17 protein-coding genes and 1 pseudogene are annotated in these 21,057 nt (G+C 62.2%); 3 read left to right on the top strand and 15 right to left on the bottom strand.

The annotated features are described in order from the left end of the window. Positions 1 to 135 precede the first annotated feature (135 nt). Positions 136 to 1,479 (bottom strand): NADP-specific glutamate dehydrogenase, encoded by a 1,344-nt coding sequence (gene gdhA / locus QWU43_RS02110; RefSeq protein ID WP_370913886.1) that lies wholly within the window; start codon positions 1,477 to 1,479, stop codon positions 136 to 138. Positions 1,480 to 1,661: 182 nt separating this feature from the next. Then, on the bottom strand, positions 1,662 to 2,693 hold the full coding sequence (locus tag QWU43_RS02105) for an esterase/lipase family protein (protein WP_370917015.1): 1,032 nt from the start codon (positions 2,691 to 2,693) through the stop codon (positions 1,662 to 1,664). Positions 2,694 to 2,775: 82 nt separating this feature from the next. On the opposite strand from QWU43_RS02105, the gene QWU43_RS02100 reads away from it, so the two are divergent. Next, positions 2,776 to 3,951, top strand: coding sequence for a glycerate kinase (locus tag QWU43_RS02100; RefSeq protein ID WP_370913884.1), 1,176 nt, complete (start codon positions 2,776 to 2,778; stop codon positions 3,949 to 3,951). Here QWU43_RS02100 and QWU43_RS02095 read toward each other — a convergent pair. Then, positions 3,921 to 4,319, bottom strand: a complete 399-nt coding sequence (locus tag QWU43_RS02095) for a hypothetical protein (protein ID WP_370913883.1) — start codon at positions 4,317 to 4,319, stop codon at positions 3,921 to 3,923. The genes QWU43_RS02100 and QWU43_RS02095 overlap by 31 nt on opposite strands. Before the next feature lie 31 nt (positions 4,320 to 4,350). Here QWU43_RS02095 and QWU43_RS02090 point away from each other — a divergent pair, with 31 nt between their 5' ends. Both QWU43_RS02090 and QWU43_RS02085 read left to right on the top strand, forming a co-directional pair. Further along, positions 4,351 to 5,715 carry a DUF4921 family protein gene (locus QWU43_RS02090; protein ID WP_370917014.1) on the top strand — a complete coding sequence of 455 codons (1,365 nt, stop codon included), beginning with the start codon at positions 4,351 to 4,353 and terminating at the stop codon, positions 5,713 to 5,715. 245 nt (positions 5,716 to 5,960) lie between these two features. Further along, complete coding sequence (locus QWU43_RS02085) at positions 5,961 to 7,259, top strand: amidohydrolase (RefSeq protein WP_370917013.1); 1,299 nt, start codon at positions 5,961 to 5,963, stop codon at positions 7,257 to 7,259. Positions 7,260 to 7,391: 132 nt separating this feature from the next. Here the strand turns inward: QWU43_RS02085 and glgP are convergent, their stop codons facing one another. From glgP to QWU43_RS02025, 12 genes and pseudogenes are all read right to left on the bottom strand, one after another. Continuing rightward, positions 7,392 to 9,965, bottom strand: coding sequence for an alpha-glucan family phosphorylase (glgP, locus tag QWU43_RS02080; protein ID WP_370914280.1), 2,574 nt, complete (start codon positions 9,963 to 9,965; stop codon positions 7,392 to 7,394). A gap of 157 nt (positions 9,966 to 10,122) precedes the next feature. Next, entirely contained in the window at positions 10,123 to 11,622 is a 1,500-nt protein-coding gene (gene pyk, locus QWU43_RS02075) for a pyruvate kinase (RefSeq protein WP_370913880.1), read from the bottom strand. A gap of 229 nt (positions 11,623 to 11,851) precedes the next feature. Continuing rightward, on the bottom strand, positions 11,852 to 12,838 hold the full coding sequence (lgt, locus tag QWU43_RS02070; RefSeq protein WP_370917012.1) for a prolipoprotein diacylglyceryl transferase: 987 nt from the start codon (positions 12,836 to 12,838) through the stop codon (positions 11,852 to 11,854). Positions 12,839 to 13,020: 182 nt separating this feature from the next. Beyond that, the gene (locus tag QWU43_RS02065; RefSeq protein WP_370917011.1) at positions 13,021 to 14,088 is read right to left on the bottom strand and encodes a hypothetical protein; all 1,068 of its coding nucleotides are present in this window, start codon (positions 14,086 to 14,088) and stop codon (positions 13,021 to 13,023) included. A 49-nt stretch (positions 14,089 to 14,137) separates the two neighbouring features. Then, positions 14,138 to 14,953 carry an indole-3-glycerol phosphate synthase TrpC gene (gene trpC / locus QWU43_RS02060; RefSeq protein WP_370913877.1) on the bottom strand — a complete coding sequence of 272 codons (816 nt, stop codon included), beginning with the start codon at positions 14,951 to 14,953 and terminating at the stop codon, positions 14,138 to 14,140. Between the two features lie 166 nt (positions 14,954 to 15,119). Further along, on the bottom strand, positions 15,120 to 15,776 hold the full coding sequence (locus QWU43_RS02055; protein ID WP_370913876.1) for a TIGR02234 family membrane protein: 657 nt from the start codon (positions 15,774 to 15,776) through the stop codon (positions 15,120 to 15,122). Between the two features lie 11 nt (positions 15,777 to 15,787). Continuing rightward, positions 15,788 to 16,174 carry a phosphoribosyl-AMP cyclohydrolase gene (gene hisI / locus QWU43_RS02050; RefSeq protein ID WP_370917010.1) on the bottom strand — a complete coding sequence of 129 codons (387 nt, stop codon included), beginning with the start codon at positions 16,172 to 16,174 and terminating at the stop codon, positions 15,788 to 15,790. Continuing rightward, positions 16,171 to 16,947, bottom strand: coding sequence for an imidazole glycerol phosphate synthase subunit HisF (gene hisF / locus QWU43_RS02045; protein WP_370913874.1), 777 nt, complete (start codon positions 16,945 to 16,947; stop codon positions 16,171 to 16,173). The genes hisI and hisF overlap by 4 nt, the downstream gene beginning before the upstream one ends. Before the next feature lie 37 nt (positions 16,948 to 16,984). Continuing rightward, on the bottom strand, positions 16,985 to 17,779 hold the full coding sequence (locus tag QWU43_RS02040; RefSeq protein WP_370914279.1) for an inositol monophosphatase: 795 nt from the start codon (positions 17,777 to 17,779) through the stop codon (positions 16,985 to 16,987). A 14-nt stretch (positions 17,780 to 17,793) separates the two neighbouring features. Beyond that, complete coding sequence (priA, locus tag QWU43_RS02035) at positions 17,794 to 18,567, bottom strand: bifunctional 1-(5-phosphoribosyl)-5-((5-phosphoribosylamino)methylideneamino)imidazole-4-carboxamide isomerase/phosphoribosylanthranilate isomerase PriA (RefSeq protein ID WP_370913873.1); 774 nt, start codon at positions 18,565 to 18,567, stop codon at positions 17,794 to 17,796. A gap of 56 nt (positions 18,568 to 18,623) precedes the next feature. Continuing rightward, complete coding sequence (gene hisH / locus QWU43_RS02030; RefSeq protein ID WP_370913872.1) at positions 18,624 to 19,268, bottom strand: imidazole glycerol phosphate synthase subunit HisH; 645 nt, start codon at positions 19,266 to 19,268, stop codon at positions 18,624 to 18,626. 500 nt (positions 19,269 to 19,768) lie between these two features. After that, positions 19,769 to 21,028, bottom strand: a pseudogene (locus QWU43_RS02025) (MFS transporter); the annotation flags it as partial. Positions 21,029 to 21,057 lie beyond the last annotated feature (29 nt).

The following is a 21,057-nucleotide window of genomic DNA, read 5'->3' as shown; positions in this document are numbered from 1 at the left end:
GACACAGTACTGAATCTGCAGCATGGGCCAGATGTGACACAACAACGACCCCGTTTCCGGACTCCGCACCAGCAAGGTGACGGGGGAAACGGGGTCGTCGATTCAGTCACGTGAGTGACGGTGACACAGCTCGGACTAGATGACGCCCTGAGCGATCATCGCGTCGGCAACCTTCTTGAAGCCGGCGATGTTGGCGCCGATGACATAGTCGCCCTCATGGCCGTACTCGCGTGCGGTGTCATCACAGATCTTGAAAATGTTGCTCATGATCTCATGCAGACGCTTGTCGGTGTACTCAAAGGTCCAGGAGTCACGGCAGGCGTTCTGCTGCATCTCCAGTGCCGAGGTAGCGACACCACCAGCGTTGGCCGCCTTACCGGGACCGAAGTGGACACCGCGCTCGCGGTAGACCTCGACGGCGTCCGCGGTGGAGGGCATGTTGGCACCCTCAGCAACGAACTTACAGCCGTTGTCCGCCAGCTTCTTGGCGTGCTCACCATCGAGCTCATTCTGGGTGGCGCAGGGAAGAGCCACGTCACAGGAAAGATCCCAGATGGAACCGTCGGTGTGCAGGGTTGCGCCCTCGACCTCATCGACGTAGGCGGAGATACGCTCGCGACGAACTTCCTTGACATCCTTCAACTTGGCGACATCGACACCGTTGGGGGTCTCGACCCAGCCGGAGGAATCCGAGAACGCAATAACGGTCGCGCCGAGCTCCTGAGCCTTCTCGATGGCGTAGATGGCGACATTTCCGGAACCGGAGACGATGACCTTCTTACCGTCGAAGGTCTCACCGTGGGCGGCGAGCATCTCCTTGGTGAAGTAGACCAGGCCGTAGCCGGTGGCCTCGGTACGAACGAGCGAACCGCCCCAGGTCAGCCCCTTGCCGGTGAGGACACCGGACTCGTGCTGGTTCGCGAGACGACGGTACTGGCCGAAGAGGTAACCGATCTCGCGGCCACCGACTCCGATGTCACCGGCGGGAACGTCGCGGTACTCGCCGATGTGGCGGTGCAGCTCGGTCATGAACGACTGACAGAAGCGCATGATCTCAGCGTCCGACTTACCCTTGGGATCGAAGTCCGAGCCACCCTTGCCGCCACCGATAGGCAGACCCGTCAGGGAGTTCTTGAAGATCTGCTCGAAGCCGAGGAACTTGATGATGCCGACGTTAACCGACGGATGGAAACGCAGGCCACCCTTGTACGGGCCGAGTGCGGAGTTGAACTGGACACGGAAACCGCGGTTGACACGGACCTTGCCCTCGTCATCGGTCCACGGCACCCGGAAGATGAGCTGACGCTCGGGCTCGCAGAGCCGCTCGATGAGACCTTCCGCAGCGTAGTGCGGATCCTTCTCGAGGATGATCTTCAGCGAGTCGAGCACCTCGGCGACGGCCTGGTGGAACTCGGCCTCGCCAGGGTTCCGGTTGAGCACCGTGTTGTAGTACTGGGAGACCTTTTCGTCAACATTCATGTGGCTTAGATTCCTTGTCTCCGCGACCCGGCTACGACGCGGGACGAACTGTGTCGTCCCGAGACCGGCAACCCAGTTCCGCACTGGACGGACCGGGAAATCTCCGGGACCCCGTGGGCCGCGGTGGGTGCGATGGGGTTTACCCCAGTCTTGACCGGTAATACCTGTCGCGCAACTCAAAATTAGGTGACGTAGATCACACCCAGACGTTCAGGTGGCCTACCCTGCAGTTTTCCGATGTTCGTCTCCACAACGACAGGCCCGATCGCCGCACCCAACGGCATCGAAACACAGTGAACCTCCCCCTCCCCACCCCCGGCCTGCCAATCGACCAACAGGTATTTGATGAGTTCCACCACCGTGGGGTTGTAGGGCATCAACATGTGTCCACCGAGATTCACGGGGCAGATGTCCTGCAGCACAATGTTGCGTACCCGGTCCCCGTGAATCGGCTCCAGGTCCCGTCGCCAGTTCATCTCGTCGAATCTCGTTGAGACCGTTACGTAAGCCGGCCCCGGGACGGTCTCACCCACAGAATTCAACGCCTCCAAAAACCGCGACCCCACCAACAGATCCTGCAATGCAGGCGAGAGCAGCCTTTCCCGAAGCGGCGGTGGCACCAGTTCAAGTAGCCCGACGAGACCATCGGGACCGCCTCCCCGCGTCGGGGAGGCAAGCCCGATCCAGGTCGCGGTGTGCACACCACGATCGATGATGTTCGTCCAATACCGTGCGACGGTCGCGCCCTGGGAGAACCCGACCAGGGACACCTGCCGGGCCCCTGACGAACGCAACGCCGCACGGACAGTGACGTCCATCTCCGCAGCAGAATCCGCCACCGGACGCCATCCGAATCCATCATCTGGCTCCGGGCCCCGGCCATAGTCCATCCCGTATACACACCACCCCTCCCTGACCAGTTCCGCGCCGAGCAGAGAATAGTCGGCGTAAAGCGTCGAATCCGTGCCGTGCACGAGGACCACGGCCTGCTCCCGCCCCGGACGCACCCGGCACCCCAGATCATTGACCCCCTGGGGAACCAGTGGCCGATATCCCATCATGCGTTCCACCTTCCGGGCCCCGGACAGATCGGTGTTCGGCGGCCCGGGGATATCGTCGCCGACGAACCCGGCAGTAGCCGTGGATGCATCGCCCGGCACCGCACCCACTACACTGATCACACCAGCAGCCACCGCAGCAATGACGCGAGACACAGGTTTTCCCCAACCGATTCGCATGGGCCCCACAGTAGCGTCCGGTAGCTCCGGCCCGGACCGACCCGAAAAGGAAGAGACCGTGACCAATCCGAACACCGCCGCCGGTTCCACCCTCGCCGCACCAACAGTGGTTCTGGCACCGGACTCCTTCAAGGGCACCGCCACCGGAATGCAGGCCGCAGAATGGATCGGGTCCGGGTTCACCGACGTCTGCCCCGACGCCACCGTCATCCTGGTTCCGATGGCCGACGGCGGTGAAGGCACCGCATCCTGTTTTAGCGGCGAAATCTGTACTCTCCCCACAGTCACCGCTGCGGGTCGGCTCACCGAAGCCTCTTATGTATTCGACCGCACCGGCGGAGGAACCGGGGTACCACAGGCGTACATCGATGTCGCTGCGGCATCCGGACTTCCGGCAGTAGCCGACACACCGGTACCCGGATCGGGTGACACCTTCGGCACCGGAGTACTCATCGCCGATGCGGTCTCTCGCGGGGCGGTACGCATAATCCTCGGACTCGGCGGATCGGCGACAGTGGACGGCGGCACCGGCATCCTCATCGCTCTCGGAGCTCAACCCGTGGACCACGCCGGCCACGCACTCCCACAAGGAGGCCAACACCTCACCGAATTAGCGGACATCGACACCGCACAACTCAACGTGCGGGCCGCCGCAGTCGAATGGACCCTACTCGCCGACGTCACAGCCCCAGTCACCGGCCCGACGGGAGCCGCCGCAGAATTCGGACCCCAGAAAGGCGCCGACCCAGAACTCATCACACACCTTGACGCCGGACTGGGTAGACTCTGCGAGTTCACCGGAATCGACCCCACCACACCTGGCTACGGTGCTGCGGGAGCAGTGCCCGTGGGGATTCACTGGTTGAGTTCGATCATCACTGGGGGAGAACCCCGGCTACGGTTGCTTCCCGGAGCCCGCACCGTCGCAGACGCCGTAGGACTCGCCGATTTCATTGCCGATGCCGATCTCGTCGTCACCGGTGAGGGCCGACTCGACGAACAGAGCTTCACCGGCAAGGTCGTGGGAACTGTCATCGATCTCGCCAGGGATGCCGAAAAACCGGCAGCCGTTGTCGCGGGTGCCATAAAAACTGTACTTCCCCACGGTGTCACAGGAGTGGAACTCGACGGCGACGCCCCCATCGGAGATCCACGGCGGACCGAAGCCCAGTTACGGGAGGCAGGACGTCAACTCGCGGAACGCTACCTGAAGACCTGCACCGACCAGGGGTAGGTGGCCGGAAGTTCGAAGAGGGCCTCCTGCTCCAGCAACACCCGGTCGCGTGGTAGACGGGCGGGTGGCGTCAACAGTCGAGACAAGGTCATCGCCAGTTGATTCACCGACCCCCGCACCCCGTTCACACGGATCCGGTACCGGCACACCGATGCGTCGTTCATGTCGAGATCGGCGTGCTCCAGCCGGTAGATCCGCCGGAGCTCGACCTCCAGATCCGGATCCACACGCGGAGACATGTCAAAGGTGACGCTGGCGTCCTCCACCTCGCCCGAATCGACGAGCTCATCTGTGACCCGGTTGAAACGCTCGGACAAACCTTCAGCTTCCGCATCGGGAACCAGACAATCAAAAACTATCGTGGGCATGCCGCCACCCTAGCGAATAATCTGGATAATTATGACCCCCTCATTTCCCACCCGACCGATACCGCTCACGACAATGGCGGACGGAACGATCAAGCAGGTCAACCCATTCACCGGAACGGAGGTGTGGACAGTTCCGGGCCGCGGCAACCGGCCACTGTCGGCCCCCGCCACAACCACAACCCCCCTGTCTGAGATCGACACCGAGCACCACTGCGCATTCTGCCCCGGCAACCTCCTGCTCACTCCCCCGGAGAAGTCCCGGATGATCCGCACCGGGGGTGCGGAGAATGACAGCGACGGATGGGAGATCCGCACTGGGTTACTTCCTCACCAACTGCACGAAACGCGCGCAGCATTCCGTCGAGTACCCAATCTCTTCGAAATCGTGTCCTACGATTACTGGCGTGCAAACTACGGATTCATCATGGATTCCGAGACCTCCTCCCGAATGGCCGCCTACATCGCGGACCCCGACGGCAGAGAACACGTCAGACGCACCGTCGAAACGCGCCTCCGCGCATCCGGCACCCTCGCAGCCGACGAGGTCGCCGACCTCACGGAATCCGACCTCCTCGAACGGGCCGGGGGTTTCTTCGCAGGAGGACACGACGTCATCATCGCCCGTAACCACTTCGCCCCCGGGGCCACCGACTCCGGCCAGCTCGCGTCCTCCGGGACTCTCACCCCGGAAGAACACGCCGCACTGATCCGCTTCACCATCGCGTCCACCGCAGACCTCTACGGACGGAACCGTTACACACCGTATGTGGCGGTATTCCAGAACTGGCTGAAGCCCGCCGGAGCCTCATTTGATCATCTGCACAAGCAACTCGTCGCCATCGACGAGCGCGGGGTACAAGCAGACACCGAGATAGCGCAGCTCCGGGCGAATCCGAACATGTACAACGAGTTGGCGGTGGACTACGCCGCTTACCACAACTTGACCATCGCCGAGAACGACCATGCGATCTGCTTCGCGGGAATCGGACACCGGTACCCGACTCTGGAAATCTACTCGAAGTCCGCCACACCGGAGCCCTGGCTACAGTCTCCTGACGAGGTGCGCGGCATGAGCGATCTGATCCACGCCTGTCACGCCGCGGCTGGACCTGACGTTCCGTGTAACGAAGAGTGGCACCACAAACCCGTCGACCTCGACATGCCGATGCCCTGGCGCGTCGTCATCAAATGGCGGGTTTCCACGCTCGCGGGCTTCGAGGGAGGCACGAAAATCTATCTCAACACCATCTCCCCCCAGTCCATCAGAGACCGCATGGTAGCGGCGATGTACGCGTTGCGTGACGACGGAGCGATCTCCGCCAATCTACGTATCGCCACGGAATGTCACCTCGAACGAAACAGTCTCCGATACAACCCTTTCCTGCACGGCCGCTGAATGACTCCCGGGCAAGCCCGGCTACAGTGGAATCGGTCCCTCGGGCGTTTCCGATCAAGACACTGTACCGTCAAATCCCCGTCACGGACCGGCCGCTCCGGTATATCTGGAATCAGCAGGTAGATCCTCCACTCAGCATGGTTGCCCCGGCCACCATTTCCAGTTCTGGTGACACCTGAAACCCAGATGCGGACATCACCACCTAGACAAGTCACCGGCATATTTTCGATAGGAGCCCTCCACACATGGCGGAGAACACGGAGACAGACTTACACACCACCACAGCAGCCCCATCCTCGGTGGCAGCGCTCCTCGCCTCCCACAGCAGCGATCTGTCCTGGCAGTGGGACTTCTACCGGGAGATGCACGCCCATCCCGAGCTATCCGGTCACGAGAAAGAGAGCGCGGAACGCATTGTCGCTCAACTCGCCCGCTTCGATGCACAGGTAACCACCCACATCGGTGGATACGGGATCGTGGCGGTGTTCACCAACGGCGAAGGCCCCTGTGTACTCATGCGCGCCGACTTCGACGGCCTTCCCGTCAAAGAGGAGACCGGGGTTGACTTCGCGTCCACGGACATCCACACTCAGGACAACGGTTATGTCAGCCCGGTCATGCACGCCTGCGGGCATGACATGCATACCACGGCGCTGCTTGGGGCATGCCAGATCCTCGATGAACACCGTGACGCATGGCGCGGCACGTTCATCGCACTGTTCCAACCCGCTGAGGAGAACTCTGACGGCGCCATTGCCATGGTGAACGACGGGTTGATGGACAAGATCCCCCAGCCGGAGGTGTGCCTGGGACAACATGTCGTTCCAGGCCCAGCAGGAACCGTCATGTCGATGCCCGGTGCCGCGCTCGCAGCATGTGACACCATCACAGTAACCGTCCACGGTCGCAGCGCACACGGTTCAATGCCGCACAACGCAATCGATCCAACATTCATCGCGGCGATGATCGTCGTGCGACTCCAGGGCATCGTCGGCAGAGAGGTCTCCCCGGAGGACTTCGCGGTGATCACGGTCGGGACTCTGAGCGCCGGGCACACGAACAACACGATTCCAGGTACCGCCACTCTGGTCCTCAACTGCCGCTTCTACGACAACGACGTGAAGCACCGGGTCTACCGGGCCATCGAACGGGTGGTGCGGGCGGAATGCATCGCGAGCGGTTGTGAGAGAGAACCGGATTTCGCGTACTCGGCGCACGGAGATCTCACCGACAATGACCCGGGAGTATTCCGACAGGTGAGAGCGACATTCGATGCGGTATTCGGCGATGATTCCGTCGATGCACGACGGTGGACCGCATCCGAGGACTTCTGTGACATCCCGAATGCATTCAAGGTTCCCTACCTGTTCTGGACCGTGGGGGTCACACCACGTGAACAATGGGCGGCAGCGGAAGCTGCTGGTCGAATCAGCCGAGACATACCGACGAACCACTCCGGTACATTTCTCCCGGATTACGTTCCCTCCGTTGACGCCTCAACCAAGGCCGCGGCGGCCGCGGTACTCAGCTACCTCGGCCGCTGATCCAGAAAGGGGAAAGGAACGTCCTTTCCCCCGCACAACACGCCGACAACGCCCCACGAACCTCCCGGATGACCGGGCGGCGCGTGGGGCGTCGTTCGTTGTTCGGTGACGATGGTCACGCCACCAAACGGATCAGGAGTGGTAGCTGATCAAGCCGAGTTCCGCCGGGCTCACCAGAAGCGGATGCGAGGGAATGACACGGGCAGTAACACCGATGTCACCCGGGCGGTCGCTGGGCAGCGTGACAGTGTAACCGTCATCGGAACGTGCCATCTCGAACACCTCCGTGTTCTCCAAGGTTCCGTCTGTGGTCCGATGTCCAGTGATGAGCTGAACCGTGACATCCTCCGGAGTAAGACCACCGAGATCGGCTGCAACGGTGAACGTCATCGATTCTCCCGCCAGAACCTGCCCGGTGGACCGGGCCGGAACACCGTTGACCTTGAGGTCATGCACATGCACTGCATCCCAGTTTCCGCGGAGCCGGTTGATCCACTCCACGAACTCCGCAGCGTCACCGGCGTGCTCCATGATGCGGCGTGCCGATGCATCCGTCGGACGGTAGTACTCATCCGTGTAGTCCCGCACCATACGGAACGAGGTCACCATCGGCGACAGCGTCGTCAGGGAGCGGCGGACCATCTCGAGCCAGCGGCGCGGGATTCCTTCGCCGTCGCGATCGTAGAACAGTGGGGCGATCTCGTATTCAAGGAGATCATAGAGCGCCTGAGCCTCGAGATTATCGCGGTAATCGGTGTCGAGGGTATCCACCGTCGGGATTGTCCAACCATAGCCATCCTGCGGCATCTCATCCCACCAGCCATCGGATACCGACAGAGTCAGGCAACCATTCATGACCGCCTTCATACCGGAGGTTCCGGAGGCCTCCTGCGGACGGACGGGGTTGTTCAACCAGATGTCCGCGCCGGAGATCAGGTATCCGGCGAGACCGATGTCGTAATCGGGAAGGAAGATGAACTTGTCCCGTAGCCCCGCATCATCCGCGAACTGGATGATCTGCTGCATGAGCTGTTTACCACCCTCGTCATGCGGGTGTGCCTTGCCAGCGATAACGAACTGGACGGGGCGGTCCGGGTTGGTCAGAATCCGGCGCAGGCGCTCCGGATTACGCAGCATCAGGGTCAGGCGCTTGTAAGTGGAGACACGGCGGGCGAAGCCGACCGTGAGCACATCCGGATCGAGGACATTCCGAGTCCAGTACAACTGTGCCTCATGCTGCCCACGGATCAGGCAGGAGGAATGGACCGATTCGCGGGCCACCGCAACGAGATCATGGCGCAGACCGTTGCGTGCGTTCCACAATTCATCATCGCTCACAGCATCCGGATGCTCCCAGACGTCCGTGGAGGTGAGATCTGCGCCACCGGAGATCTTCTCGATGATCTCCGCCATCTCAGGCTTCACCCAGGTGGGAAGATGCACACCGTTCGTGACGGAGCCAATCGGAACCTCATCGCCGACCCAACCCGGGTACAGCGAGGCGAACATACCGCGGGAAACTTCACCGTGGAGCTTGGCCACACCATTCGCGTGCTGCGAAAGCCGCAGACCGAGGTGGGCCATGTTGAATGTCCCCGGGGCATCCTCGGCACCGAGTTCGAGAGCACGGCCGATCGGGACTCCTGGGCAGAGGTGTCTGCTGGGATCCTGTCCATCACCCAGGTACCGGCGCACGAGATCGACCGAGAAGCGGTCAATACCGGCGGGAACCGGGGTGTGCGTGGTGAAGATGTTGGCGGCACGAACCTGAGCGAGTGCGGCATCGAAACTCACACCCTCATCCATGCGTTCACGAATCCGCTCCAAGCCGAGGAATCCGGCATGGCCCTCATTCAGGTGCGCAACCTGCGGTCGCTTCAAACCGCGGGAATCACAGAATGCATTGACGGCCCGCACGCCACCAACGCCGAGGACAAGCTCCTGCTTGATCCGGTGTTCACTGTCACCGCCATACAGTCGATCCGTGACCTCCTGCATCCCGGGAGGATTGTCGTCGATATTAGTGTCCAGCAACAGGAGCGGGATACGCCCGACCTGCGCCACCCACAGTGCGATAACGATGTCACGGCCATCCGGGTATGCAACGGAGACCTTGATCTGCTCACCGTTGGCGTCGGTGACACGCTCGATTGGGAGATCTTCCGGATGGTGGTACTCGTAGCGTTCCTGCTGCCAACCATCGGCGGACAGCGACTGCGTGAAGTAGCCGAAGGAGTAGAGCAGACCCACACCAATCAACGGCACACCGAGATCGGAGGCGGATTTCATGTGGTCACCGGCAAGGACACCCAGTCCACCCGAGTAGATCGGGAGTGACGGATGGATACCGAACTCCATGGAGAAGTAGGCTGCCACCGGATCCGTGGAACCTGCCGCGGCATCAGCGGAATGTGTCTTCTGATACCAGAAGTTATCCGCCAGGTAGGCGTCTAGATCCTCGACCTCTGACTTCATCCGCTGGATGAAGTCCTTGTCCTCGGCGAGCTGCCGCAACCGGGAATTATCCACGCGGTGCAGCATCATCTTCGGGTTCTCGCCCAGTTCCGCCCAGAGGACGGGATCGATCGACTCGAAGAGATCACGGGTTGAATCACGCCATGACCAGCGCAAATTCAAAGCGAGACGGCGCAGGGGCAGCAGCGGCGTCGGGGTGTTGTGGGAAATATGGACGTTTGCTGAAGAAATCACTCGTTCAACCTTACGTTAGCGATTGTGGTTTCATGGCCGATCGGATCGGTAGGGGTGCAGCCGTGGCGAATTTTCTACCCCTCATCCACACGAAGACCCGGCACCGCGAATGCGGGCCAGGCCATCGTGGTCGAGCGTTGGTTTTCGTTGTGGATCAGGATTCCGCGGAAGCTGTCTCAGTGGTCGAGACCGCAGTGGGTGCCGCCTCGGCGGGTGCCGCACCGATGGTCGTCGACTCCGTGGTCGAATTCTCACCGAGCAGATGTACCTGAATCATGTTGGTATTACCACGGATCCCGGGCGGGGTTCCCGCGACAACGACCATCATGTCATCACGTTTGTACTCGGGCATAGCCAGCAACGCCTTGTCGACCTCCCGCATCATGCCATCGGTATCCTCAACCCGGGGACAGAGGAAGGTTTCCGCACCCCAGGTGAGAGCGAGCTGCGAGCGAACAGCCGGATCGGGGGTAAACACCAGCAGCGGAAGCTGTGAGTGCAGACGGGCAACCCGCTTCGCGGTGTCCCCCGAGGAGGTGAATGCGACGAGCGCTTTCGCATTGAGTCGCTCCGCGATGTCGCGGGCGGAGTAGCTGATCACACCACGCTTGGTACGCGGGATATGACTGAGCGGTGGGACATTGCCCGCTGACTCCGCTGTACGAACGATGCGCGCCATGGTGCGCACCGTGTTCTGCGGATCACGCCCGACCGAGGTCTCACCGGAAAGCATGACTGCGTCCGCGCCATCAAGAACAGCGTTAGCGACGTCGGAGGCTTCCGCACGGGTCGGACGGGAGTTCTCGATCATCGAGTCAAGCATCTGGGTGGCCACAATGACGGGCTTGGCGTTCTCCCGGGCAATCTGGATGGCACGCTTCTGCATGAGCGGAACCTGCTCCAGTGGAACCTCAACTCCGAGATCACCACGGGCAACCATGATCGCATCAAATGCGAGGATGATCGATTCGAGGGCGTCGATTGCCTCAGGCTTCTCCAGCTTCGCGATGACCGGGACGCGGCGTCCGACCTCATCCATCACCTCGTGCACGAGTTCGATGTCCGCCGGTGAACGGACGAACGAAAGCGCGATGAAGTCGACGCCGAGTTTCAGCGCGAACTTCAGGTCAGCGATGTCCTTCACAGAAAGAGCCGGAACGGAGATGTCCATACCGGGTAGCGAGACGCCCTTGTTGTTTGAGACCTCACCGCCTTCGGTGACTTCACAGATGACGTCGTTGCCTTCGACACCGATACAGACGAGGCCAACCTTTCCGTCATCCACCAACAACCGGTCACCGGGTTGGGCATCCTTGGCCAGATTCTTGTAGGTGGTGGAAACGCGGTCATGGGTGCCGACTACATCGTCAACGGTGATGCGCACGGTTTCGCCGGTGGCCCACATCTGCGGCCCATCAGCGAAACGGCCGAGACGAATCTTCGGCCCCTGCAGGTCGGCCAGGATACCGATGGCGCGCCCGGAGGTGTCAGTGGCCTCACGTACCCACTTGTAGTTTTGTTCATGATCAGGGTAGTCGCCGTGCGAGAAGTTGAGTCGGGCAACATCCATGCCCGCTTCAACGAGGGATTCGATGCCCTCCTTGCTCGCAACGGCAGGTCCGAGGGTGCATACAATCTTGGTTCGTCTTTCCACGCCTTCGACTGTAGTCCCCCATCCCCGACTGTGCCGCCACGGAAGCGGTGTGATAAGGCACCTTCGCACGTCACCTCACCCGTGTGACACCCAACACAGGCCCAGGTCACTGGCTGTAAAAATCCTCCAACCAGGCACAAGCGGACATGTTCAGACACAAACAGTCATGGGGAAACGTGTTCCGCACCGCACGCGCGATACTGCTCACACCGTGCCGTGATCCGGATTTTCACCGGAAATTATCCGCAGTGTCACCGCTTGTACCGTCGTCGTTCCGCTCGACGTCTGCCCTCCGGGCAGTGTGTCCTGTACAACCCACGGAGTTCTCCGCCTTCGCTGGGACGTCGGGATCGCCCGCACCGTCACCGAACGGATCCACGTCTTCCGGGTTCTCCCGCTTTCCCCGTACAAGGATGAGGAAGGCAACAGCACCGAGGAACAGTAGTGTCGACGTCACGGTGTTCACCCGGAAACCGAGGATGTGGTTCGCGGGGTCCGCGCGCATGAGTTCCACCCAGAACCGCCCCGCCGCGTACGCCGCCACATAGAGCGCGAATACCCGCCCATGTCCCATCCGGAAGCGCCGATCCGCCCAGAGCAACAACACAACAACCCCGAGGTTCCACAGCAGCTCATACAGGAACGTCGGATGCACCACCGCGAGTATCTCCCCCGTGGAATGGCCGGTGAGCGGTGCAACGGCACCTGTCTCGTCGACCCGGCGGTAGATCTTGAGTCCCCACGGAACATCGGTTGGCCTGCCATAGAGCTCCTGATTGAACCAGTTACCCAGCCTGCCGATGGCCTGGGCGAGAATGATGCCCGGGGCGGCCGCATCGGCCAGCGGAGCGAAGGGTAGCCCCTTGCGCCGCATCATGACCCAAACCCCGAGCACCCCGAGCGTGACCGCCCCGATGATTCCGAGACCACCGTTGGTGACCTTGAATACGTCGACGGGGTTGCAGTCCGAGCAGAAGTAAGAGTCATAGTCGGTAATGACATGGTAAAGCCGACCGCCGATAATCCCGAGGATCACCGAGAGAACAGCCGCATCCAGGACAGTCTCCCTGTTTCCTCCCCGAGCGGTGTATCGGGCCCGGGTCAGAAAGATGGCCGCGACGATTCCCACGACGATACACAGAGCGTAAGCCCTGACTGGGAGGTACCAGACTCCCTGCGGAGGCGAGGGGATGGCGGCAAGAAGTGTGGTGGTCACGAGAGAAGAACCTGTCGTCCGGTGTGAGAGGGGCACGGCGGGGATGACCAAACGGTCGCCCTCGCCGGGTTGACCAGACTAGTGTGCCCTATTTCCCCGCGACTGCCCAACAAAGTGCCTCCCACCAGCGACATGGTGACGCCCCCGGTCCTCTCCTGAACCGGGGCGTCACCAAACGGAGGTTACTGTTCCTGAGTGGTGGCCTGCTGTTCCTGGCGCGCGACCAGTTCATCGAGGGTAGCGGTGTTCGGTGGCGGTACCATCCGAACCACCCGCGCTGAAGCGGTACCCGATTCCAGCGCCGCGTCGATCAGCTCGTAGAGGTTGTCCTCATTGGGGTCCTCTGCCATCTTCTCCGCGGCGTCGGCCGCCGCCCGGTAGTATTCCGCGAGTTTCGGCTGGTGCCACAACAGCGGTTCAAGTGCCCGGCGTTCAGCATCGGTAGCGTCCGCGGGAATAGCCCACTTCTCGAATCCCTCTGCGATCTCACCGATTGACTCCGCGATGACACGGTAGTCGTCGGAATCAAGATCCGGGAGGTCTGACCCCGGGGCAGGAGGATTCTCCAGTGGGAGACGGTCCACCGCATTCCCAAACGCCTCGTTGTCACGGACGCTTTCCCCCTGCGAAAGCTCCATGAAGTCTATGAATGCAGTAACAACCTTGCTTTCCTCCACATCCCGGGGTTCGGTGAAACCAGCGCACACCGGGGCTGCATCGAACTGTTCACGCTGTTCCCCGTCGAGTGATTCGACGAACGTGAAGAATCCCTGGACCCCCTCAGCCGCTCCCTCGAACGCAACCGGCTGCATGTCACGGTCACCGTTCGCGGAGTACTGCTTGACGGTCAGGTCCGGGGTATTTTCGACGGCTTTGTCGATGAGCTTCTTCGCGGTGTCGTACTGCTCTGCGGCGTCCCCCTCGGCCTCACCTTCGACAGCGCCTAGTCTTTCCTGGGCGGTGACCAGATAACCGTGGGTTCCGGCCAGGAGCGGGCCGGAACCCACGTCAGCCTGAGCCGCCGCAACACTGTAGAAGGCATTGCACAGGGCACCCATCACAGTGGTGTCGGAGGTCTCCTCACGGGCAGTGGTCGTGCTCGTGCCTTCCTCCATCACACCGGTATCGGAATTCGGGTTCGTGCAAGCAGCGAGTAGCAACGCCGAGGCGGACAGCGTCGCAACGGAGACACGGAGCACCGTCGCCTGTCGACGCCGGAGAATGCTGGGGAGTTCAGGTGAGATCGTCATGCGTTCCAGTGTGTCCTTACACCGGGCCTGCGGCAAGTGACGCCCACCCTCAAAACCACCGGTTGGAGGGGCAGGCTGGATGTTGCCCGGCGGTGACCAGCTTGCGGCACATACCCGCCGGGTCCGCTGCTGTGACGAGTTCCTCACCGATGACCACAGCGTCTGCCCCGGAACCGGCATAACTCATCAGATCCCGCGTCGTCCGGACCCCGGACAAAGCGACCCGGATGGTTCCACACGGAAGACCTGGGGCTATCTCCGCGAAAGCCTCCCTGTTGATGGTGAGTGTGTTGAGATCCCGAGCATTGACACCAATGACCCGCGCACCGGCCTGAATGGCCCGGGACGCCTCCTCAGGAGTTCGAACCTCTACCATCGCAGTCATCCCCAAGGACTGAACACGATCAAGCAGCGCTTCCAGATGTGCCTGCTCCAAAGCCCTGACCTGCAACGGGACCATATCCGCGCCATAGTACCGGGCTTCGTGTATCTGGTAAGGATCGACCATGAAGTCACGGCACATCACGGGAACTGTCACCGCTCTGCGAACGGCACGGACATCCTCTAGTGAACCATGGAATCGTCTCCGCTCCGTCTGACAGCCGATCATCCGGGCACCCCCCGCTTCAAAGGCGCACGCCAACTCCGAGGGGGATTCTATGAGTGCAATCGGACCGCCGACTGGGTTCGCCCGCTTCAGTTCGGCAATCACCCCACAGCCGGGCTTCATCAGAGCCGCGATGGCGTCTCGGGCGGGTTCTGCATCACGAGAGCGTGCCTTCATCTCCCGGAACGGCACGACAGCCTCCCGCGCGGCGACGTCCTCGACGACTCCTGCGATGATCTGATCGAAAACCGTGGTCATGTCTGATCCGTCCGATCCATCTTCCTGCGGTGCATCCGGTGGACCGGGTCACCCGTGTTCAGTATCAAGGCTAACGGCTGGCCTGGTGTCCGGTGAAATTGGCTACCTCCGAACAGACAGGAAACACCCCTCCCGTCACCCAATCTCTGGAACGGAGATCACAAGATCATCGCCGTGAGTCACCCCCGGTACCATCGGTGTGTCCATCAGTGGGATCGATATCGGCATCAAGGGCATCCCACAAAACCCTCCCAGACTCCGGAGACCTCTCCAGATCCTCCGCCAAGCGCTCCTGACGTGCCCCCGGGGTGACGTAACGGCTCGAACCGGCCGTTACCGAACCACCGGGACGGAGGACGAGGATCACTCCCCCGACCAGCGCGAATGCACACCCCACGAATGCGACGGTCGGCCCCGCCACGTGGACATCAAGCGACTGAACCGCAGCCCATTGACTCAACGTCACGGGGGAATCCGCTTTCTGCGTGGCGACACCCGAGGTCAGGAGAATCCGCGCCCGCTCCGCATCCGGGGTCCCCGCAAACAGCGACAGAGGTGCCCAACTGGCCCCGACAGCAGCAAAGGCCGTCAGGACCCCGATGACCCGACGTGCGGTACGACGAAGCGCACATGCAGCGACAGTCCCCGCGAGAAGGACGAGTGCGATCACGGTGACCTCCGACGCCCAAACCGCACCGGGAAGGTTCCGGACAGCATCCCCGGATTTGTCGTCGTACGCGGTCACCGTGACCCACCGCAACCGCGAAGAGAACCAAAGTAGAACCGCCCCTACACCGAGAGTGAGGGTAGCCAACCGGGTCATCGCCCCAGCCTTCACAGCAGTTCGTCCGCGTCGAAGCAAGTGCGGTCTCCGGTATGGCAGGCGCCACCTGTCTGCCGGACAGTGAGCAGAATAGTGTCCCCGTCGCAGTCCAGACGGACACCCGTGACCTCCTGGACGTGGCCGGAGGTGAGCCCCTTGACCCAGTACTCACGGCGGGAACGGGAGTAGTAGGTGCCGCGGCGGGTGGCCAGGGTATAGGCCAACGCATGAGTGTCCATCCACGCCAGCATCAGAACGGCACCGGAATTAGCGTCCTGAACGACGGCGGGCACGAGGCCTGCTTCATTCAGCTTCAACCGCTCCGTGACCGAGGGATCGAGATCGTACCGGGACGGGTCCTCACACCGCCCGGTGTCCGTCGTACCGTTCACACTCATCGTCTGACCTCGAATCCCGCATCGGCGAGTGCCTCCTTGACTTCCCCGATGGTGAGCTCCCGGAAATGGAAGATCGTAGCGGCGAGGACGGCATCGGCTCCCGCTGCGACCGCCGGCGGGAAATGCTCCTTCGCACCCGCACCACCCGATGCGATCACCGGTACCGACACCGCTGCGCGAACCGCCTCCAACAGCTCCAGATCGAAACCGTCCCGGGTGCCATCGCCATCCATCGAGTTGAGGAGGATCTCCCCCACCCCGAGTTCTTCTCCACGACGGGCCCAGTCGATCGCGTCGATACCCGCCGACCGTGAACCACCATGCGTGGTCACCTCGAACCCGGACGGCTGGGGCATTCCCCCCTCAGGAACCCTGCGGGCATCGACGGACAACACGATGCACTGCGCACCGAACCGCTCCGAGAGCTCGCGAAGGAGCTCCGGGCGGGCAATGGCAGAGGTGTTCACACTGACCTTGTCCGCTCCCGCACGCAACAACTGATCAACGTCCTCCGCTGAACGGACACCACCGCCGACAGTCAACGGGATGAACACCTGTTCCGCCGTACGCCGAACAACATCAAGCATCGTCCCCCGCCCATCCTTGGACGCGGAGACATCGAGAAACGTCAGTTCATCAGCTCCCTCGGCGTCGTAGCGCGCGGCGAGTTCAACGGGGTCGCCGGCATCACGCAGGTTTGTGAAGTTAACGCCTTTGACGACACGGCCGTCGGCCACATCTAGGCACGGAATGATACGGACAGCTACGGACACGTTCCGTCAGCCTCCTTCTCAGATCGGGTGGAACTGTTCAACGGTCGGAACCGAGGGTCTCACTGATCGTACCGAGGATCACGTCGTGCACACTCTTCGCCCCGGCCACGACCCCGAAGGAATCCGGCTGCCACTCCGCCCCGAACAGATCGGTCACCACACCTCCGGCCGCTCGGACGAGCAGTACACCCGCTGCATTGTCCCACACGTGCGGGCTGAACGTGACGGCACCACCGAAGATCCCTGCCGCGGTGAAAGCGAGATCAAGCCCCACCGATCCAGTCACCCGGAGCCGCGGATGCTTGGCACCGAGTCTGTCCAGGAGTTCATGGCGGGCGGAAGTCGGGTACGAGGACTGGACGGGAGAGATGATTGACCCGAATCCGATGTGACTCAACCAGGGATCCCGCTCACTGATCGGGCGCTGTGGTTTCCCGTTCACCATGAGCGGTGAACCGGAGTAGGCGGTGAAACGCTGACCTGTCGCAGGTTGAGAAGTCAGAGCGCACACCGGCTGCCCGTCGACGAGAAGACTGAGCAGAAACGCACACATGGGATTTCCCACCGCAAAATTGGAGGTACCGTCCACGGGATCAACCACCCAGACGGCACCGCAATCCGGGTCACCACCCGCTTCCTCACCAAAGACGGGAATCCCGGTCAACAGCGTGAGCTGCCTCCTGACAGTGGCTTCCACCGCGAGATCAACCTCGGTGGCTACGTCCCCCTCCCCCTTCTCCATGATGCGGGCAATCCCCAGGGAAGAACGGATCGACCGCTCCGCATCATCGGCGACGGCTTCCGCGACCGCCAGCAGGCCACGGGCATCCAGACCACCGGACACGATCAGTGACGGCTATTCTGCTCGTCGGAGAACCGAACATCGGCACCAGCCACCGCGTCAAGTGCCTCACGGAGGGTGAAGCGGCCCTCATACAGGGCCTTACCGATGATCACAGAGTCGATTCCCTCTGCCACGTACGGCATAAGACCCGTGACATCGGAGAGCTCCGCAATCCCCCCGGAGGCCGTCACGGGAGCATCCGTGGCCGCCGCGACATCGCGGAGAAGATCAATGTTCGGACCCGTGAGAGTTCCGTCCCGGGAAACATCCGTAACCACGAAGCGCTGGCAACCCGCCTGGTCCAGACGCTCAAGAACCTCCCAGAGATCTCCACCGTCGGAAACCCAACCCCGGCCGCGGGTACGCCACTCACCATCAATGAGCCGAACATCGAGCCCGACCGCGACTCGATCTCCGTGAGCTCCGATGATCCTCGCGGCCCACTCGGGATTCTCCAGGGCAGCGGTCCCGATATTGACGCGCCGGGCACCGGTGGAGAGCGCCCGTTCGAGAGATTCATCGTCCCGGATCCCCCCGGTCAGCTCAACATCGATGTCGAGGGCCCCGACAACCTCAGCCATCATCACATGGTTGGAGCCACGCCCGAATGCGGCATCCAGATCAACAAAGTGCAGCCACCGGGCTCCCTGAGACTGCCAGTTCAAAGCTGCATCGAGTGGGCTACCGTAACTCTTTTCACTGCCTGCCTCTCCCTGATGCAGGCGGACGGCCTTACCATCCACGACGTCGACTGCGGGCAGAAGTGTGAGAGTCATGGAGCCAATCCTAGCGGTGGCTGAAGCGATTGCGTCACCCCACCTGGAGCCACCCCTCAGAGAGTGTCCAACCAGTTGCGCAGAAGTTCGGCTCCGGCGTCTCCAGACTTCTCCGGATGGAACTGCGTCGCCCACAGCGGCCCGTTCTCGACCGCCGCGAGGAAACGGTCACCGCCGTGCTCAGCCCAGCTCAGGGTCGGGGGTGCCAGCATACCGTCAGCAGGCATCGCCCACTCACGGACTCCGTAGGAGTGCACGAAATAGAAACGTTCGTCCCGGATCCCCCGGAACATCCGGGATTCCTCCGGGGCATCCACGGTATTCCAGCCCATGTGCGGCAGGATTTCAGCCCGGAGTCTCTCTACCGTTCCTGGCCATTCCCCGCATCCTTCAGCGCTGGTGCCGTGCTCGACCCCACGCTCGAAGAGGATCTGCATGCCGACGCAGATACCCAGCACAGGACGTGAGCCGGCTAGCCGTTCACCGATGAGACGTGCTCCCTGAATGTTCCCGAGTCCCGCCATACATGCTGCGAAAGCACCTACACCGGGGACGAGGAGTCCATCTGCGGCGAGAACGGTCGCCGGATCGCTCGTCACCGTGACGTCGGCACCCACCCGTTCAATGGCTCGGTGAGCGGAACGCAGGTTGCCCGAGCCGTAGTCGAGCAAGGCGACGGTGGGGGTGTGTCGTGCAGTCATCTGGTGCTCCCGGTGGTGTCGGTGTCAGTGGTGTGGTCGTGGCTCCGCCTGTCGGCGCCCATCTCCCGCATATCGTCCGCTCCTGGCGGGGGATCTGTCCGGGGATCAAGGTCGACGGGTGTGATCGATGTTTTTCTCGCCGCCCGCAACTGCGTGGTCGAGCCTGAATGCCCCGGTTTCCGGAGCTCCGCGAGACGACGCCGCTCCATCTCGCGGGCCTCTTCGCGGGCACGTTCGATGTGTGCCTGAGCTTCCTTCCGCGCGCGCTCCACGTGCGCGCGCGCATCGGCCCGAATCTCCCGGACCTGTAGCTTGTATTCACGCTGGCCGGAACGACGTTCGGCTTTCTGCGCCCGGCGCTCGGCGGCCTCGGCACGGAGTTCGGCGTTGAATTCCTCCCGAGTCATGCCCTCGGGGCGTCGACGAACGTGTGGCCGGGGGGTGCTCTTGGCGAGCAGTTCCGCGACGTGCACCGGCTTCATGCCTGCACGACCGATGGCACGGGCGCTGCGAACCGCTGTACGGGCCATCGGAACCCGGCGGAGAGTTGCCCGAGTGTTGTTGTATTCGGTTATCCGGTGGCGGCCGATGGTCCGATCCCCGAGAACGATGACGAGACCGAAGGTGACCAGTCCGGCGGCAGTCCCGAAGGAACCGGAGTAGGCGGCACGGGCGGCGACGACGCCGAGTACGACGGACCCGAGCCCGGTCCCGGAATCGAAGGCGATGTTCCACATCGCCGAGGCCTCGGTGACCCGTGACCTGGGCAGCCGGGCGAACATCATCAACAGGGCCTCATTCTGCACTGCACCGAAACCAGCGCCGAAGAGTAGAGCGGAGAAGAGCAGAAGCCACGGACTGAGCCCGAGCCCGAGAACAAGTGTGGCCAGAACGAGCCCAGCGATACCCGCAGCCAGTGAAGGAATCACCAGGCGCCCTGCTTCCCCCCTCCGATCCGCGATGATTCCCGCTCCGTAACGACTGAGCATCTGTGACCCACCGACGAGTGCGAGAACGAGACCACCGATTGCGGCACCCCCAGCAGGATCGAGTTCCTTGACCGCAGCGGGCAGGAAGGAGGAAATAGCACCGTAGCCCATAGCAATCGTCGAGATAGCCAGGGCAGGAACGGTGATGAGTTTCCAGGTGGCGACCGAATACCCGGTCTCGGTGACCGAACCGGTGGCACGCAGGGACTCCCGCTTCTCCGGGGAGAGCCTGGGAAGCGACCAGCACAGAGCCGTGGCACCGATCCCGATCACTGAGGCGATGAGGTAGACGGCAGTAAAACCGACTGTCTCCGCGAGGTAGAGCCCAGCGGGAAGAAAAATCATCTGCAACAGGCCTACGACAAGTCCGAGAGCTCCAGAAGCCTTACCCAGGAATCTGCGGGCCACAAGTTCCGCCATGAGGGCGGACTGGGCGACAGTCAGGGCACCGAAACCGACGCCACGGACAGCGGACACCGACAGCACGGGGATCGCATCGACGGACAATGCGTAGAACACGGAGGGCACGCACAGGAGAAACGCGGAAACGACCATCACCGGGATGTATCCGAACTTCCGTAGCGCCTTCGGAGTGAACATCTGAGTGAGGACAGTCGCCGCCATGAACACGCCCGTGACCGCACCGGCAAGGCTGTCGGATCCCCCCGAACTGATAACCGCCAGCGGCACCACCGGCAACATCAAGGACCAAGAGGCGAAAGCTGCGGCGACGGCGACGAGTGCCGTCTTCAGCGCCGGACTGCTCCACATGTTGTCGAGCTTCTCGAGTTCATCGCGTG

It is taken from the genome of Corynebacterium sp. CCM 9204 (assembly GCF_041357695.1).
In the GTDB taxonomy this organism is placed as follows: Bacteria; Actinomycetota; Actinomycetes; order Mycobacteriales; family Mycobacteriaceae; genus Corynebacterium.
Note: the sequence above shows the minus strand (reverse complement) of the source record. Positions and strands in the feature narration are given on the sequence as shown.

Excerpts from the sequence above, each read along its gene's own strand:
- gdhA (WP_370913886.1), bottom strand. The coding sequence starts at position 1,479 with ATGAATGTTGACGAAAAGGTCTCCCAGTACTACAACACGGTGCTCAAC.
- QWU43_RS02095 (WP_370913883.1), bottom strand. The coding sequence starts at position 4,319 with ATGCCCACGATAGTTTTTGATTGTCTGGTTCCCGATGCGGAAGCTGAA.
- QWU43_RS02090 (WP_370917014.1), top strand. The coding sequence starts at position 4,351 with ATGACCCCCTCATTTCCCACCCGACCGATACCGCTCACGACAATGGCG.
- QWU43_RS02085 (WP_370917013.1), top strand. The coding sequence starts at position 5,961 with ATGGCGGAGAACACGGAGACAGACTTACACACCACCACAGCAGCCCCA.
- QWU43_RS02065 (WP_370917011.1), bottom strand. The coding sequence starts at position 14,088 with ATGACGATCTCACCTGAACTCCCCAGCATTCTCCGGCGTCGACAGGCG.
- trpC (WP_370913877.1), bottom strand. The coding sequence starts at position 14,953 with ATGACCACGGTTTTCGATCAGATCATCGCAGGAGTCGTCGAGGACGTC.
- QWU43_RS02055 (WP_370913876.1), bottom strand. The coding sequence starts at position 15,776 with ATGACCCGGTTGGCTACCCTCACTCTCGGTGTAGGGGCGGTTCTACTT.
- hisI (WP_370917010.1), bottom strand. The coding sequence starts at position 16,174 with ATGAGTGTGAACGGTACGACGGACACCGGGCGGTGTGAGGACCCGTCC.
- priA (WP_370913873.1), bottom strand. The coding sequence starts at position 18,567 with ATGACTCTCACACTTCTGCCCGCAGTCGACGTCGTGGATGGTAAGGCC.
- hisH (WP_370913872.1), bottom strand. The coding sequence starts at position 19,268 with ATGACTGCACGACACACCCCCACCGTCGCCTTGCTCGACTACGGCTCG.